At 65.0% G+C, this 2,540-nt stretch carries 2 protein-coding genes; one reads left to right on the top strand and one right to left on the bottom strand.

Features of this window, described 5'->3' with window-relative positions:
* Positions 1–460 precede the first annotated feature (460 nt).
* Positions 461–1,921: a site-specific integrase gene (locus AC5LSR_RS23515; protein ID WP_493465705.1), complete on the top strand. Its 1,461-nt coding sequence runs from the start codon at positions 461–463 to the stop codon at positions 1,919–1,921.
* Between the two features lie 284 nt (positions 1,922–2,205).
* Here the strand turns inward: AC5LSR_RS23515 and AC5LSR_RS23510 are convergent.
* On the bottom strand, positions 2,206–2,540 hold a 335-nt coding region (locus AC5LSR_RS23510; RefSeq protein ID WP_493469046.1), incomplete at its 5' end, for a DDE-type integrase/transposase/recombinase.

Raw genomic sequence — 2,540 nt, 5'->3', positions numbered from 1 at the left:
AACCCGGACCCGCCCCTGACGCGAAGGCTCCCTACATCAGGGCTGGCATTCAACCTGCCCACATCATGTCTTCTCTATCCCGCAGGGATACTCGGCAGCACCGTCCGAGCCGGAACTCACTTTTCCCGCAGAGGGGAACCTTCGATGCCCCGTCATTCCTGGACGGCCGAACGCGTCATCGCACTCGGCTCCACCACCACTCTCACCACAGCCGGACAGATCCTCGGCATCGGCCGCACGAAAAGCTATACCCTCGCCCGCGCCGACGCCTTCCCTGTTCCCGTCCTCCGCATAGGAGGCCGTTACAGAGTCCCGATCGCACCGCTTCTCGCCCTGCTCGGAATCGACAAAGAATTCGCTAGCGACCACTTGACAGAAAACGACGGGTCGAGCCTTGATAGAAACACGGCGGCGTCAACCCACCCGCCCCGAAACCTCGATTCAGGAAAGGCGGCCTGCCATGGAAAAAGAGGGCACCACGTATAAGAGATGCAGTTGCCGTGACCCCAACGGGAAAGGACTCGGCAGAACCTGCCCGAGACTCCGTCGCTCCGGCGGCGGGTGGAATCCCGCACACGGCAGCTGGTACTACGCCGTCGACCTCCCCCGCTATCCCGACGGACGGCGCCGTTACGCACGCCACGGCGGCTTTCCCAGCCACGACGCCGCCCACAATGAAATCACCCACATCCAGAAGCTACTCGCGATCCCTGCAAAAGACGATGAAATCGGCCGTCGCCGCATCGCCGACCTCATCACCACCACGATCCGCAGGAAACAACCCCTGCCCACCATCGAGGACACCCGCCGACGCTTTCACCGCAACGCCGATCTCAATCCCAGCATGACCGTGGAACAGTGGCTCGACCAGTGGCTCGCTGGCCGCAAAACCGTCCGCGCATCCACCCTGCGCGGCTACGTATCCTACGTGAACTACCATCTCAAACCCGCGATCGGGGACATCCGCCTCGACCGGCTCGCCGTCTCCCATCTCGATGTGATGTTCAACGCCATCGACGAACGCAACAGCACCATCCGCGCCGCCCGCGCCTCCACCGACCCCGATATCCGGCTGTCCGTCCGCGGCCAGCGGACCACCGGGAACGCCACCAAACAACGCATCCGCGCCGTCCTACGCGCATCCCTGAACACCGCGATCAGACGCGGTCTCATCACGCACAACCCCGCCTCGCACGTCGAGCTCGCCTCCGGGAAACGCCCCAAAGCTCTCCTGTGGACCCCACAACGCGAAGCTCGCTGGCGCAAAACCGGGGAAATCCCATCGCCAGTCATGGTATGGACCCCTACCCAGATCGGCGCCTTCCTCGACCATGCCACCACCTACCGCCTCTACCCGCTGTTCCGGCTCATTGCCTACCGTGGACTCCGCCGCGGCGAAGCCTGCGGGCTGCACTGGGCCGACATCGACTTCGACCATGCCACCATCGACATCCGCTGGCAGATCGCGCAACTCGGCTGGGCTACCGAAATGAGCCGGCCGAAATCCGATGCAGGCGATCGCACCGTTCCCCTCGACGCCGAAACAATCAAGATTCTCCGGGCCCACCGCACCTGGCAGGAAACCGAACGCATCGCGTACGGGGACGGCTGGCCCGACACTGACCTCGCCTTCACTCAGCCAGACGGCCAGCCCCTCCATCCCAGCCAGGTCAGCGACCTGTTCCACGAGATCGCCGACACGCTCGAGCTGCCGCCGATCAAGCTGCGGGACCTCCGCCACGGCGCCGCCACCCTCGCCCTCGCCGCCGGCGCCGACCTCAAAGCCGTCCAGGAACTCCTCGGCCACGCCACCATCACCCTCACCGCCGACACCTACACCCACCTCCTCCCCGAACTCGCCACCACCATCGCCGAAGACGTCGCCCGCCTCATCCCCCACACCCGCCACCCGACCGACTAATACGAGGCAACACCGGCAGCAGCGGCCGTGATGATCGAGCCCTGGTCGAGCCAGTGATGGCGCGCTGTCTGGCCCGTATCGATATCCGCCTGTGGCTTTGGCGGTGAGAAGTGACCGCAGATGTCGGTGACTTCTCACCGCCAAAGCCACCGCTGCAGGGCCGATGTCGCCCCTCTACTTCTGATGCGGTGGTGTCGGGCCCGACCGTCCGCGGCACGCGCAGGTTTCTCGGGTCTGTTGCGTTATGGGAAAGCAAGACATGGCGGACCCTGCCTGAATATTGATCAGACAGCCAGGGTGAGCTCGGTGAAGGCAGCCGACACCCGCAGCCGCGGGTCGGTGTCGACGCCGAGTTCGTAGTGGCCGCGGCGGATGTTCTGCACGAACGCATGCCCCAAGCTGACCGTCTGGGCGGAACGGAGGCGTTTGAGTCCGCGCATCGGCCGGAGTCTGGCTTTGAACTGGCTGTGGTCGGATTCGATCCGGTTGTTCGCCCGCCGGGCATCGACATGGTGGGCGGCGGGCAGCAGTTCGTCGAGGACCCTTGGGTAGGCCGCAGCCTGGTCGGTGGTCACCTCGACCGGGCGGTGGCCGTGCGACAATGCCTGGGTGAAGAATC

The sequence above is a fragment of the Protofrankia sp. CiP1_Cm_nod4 genome (assembly GCF_982290645.1).
This window is presented reverse-complemented; position numbering and strand designations above follow the sequence as displayed.

Coding starts and splice junctions, on each gene's coding strand:
- AC5LSR_RS23515 (WP_493465705.1), top strand. CDS start 461: ATGGAAAAAGAGGGCACCACGTATAAGAGATGCAGTTGCCGTGACCCC.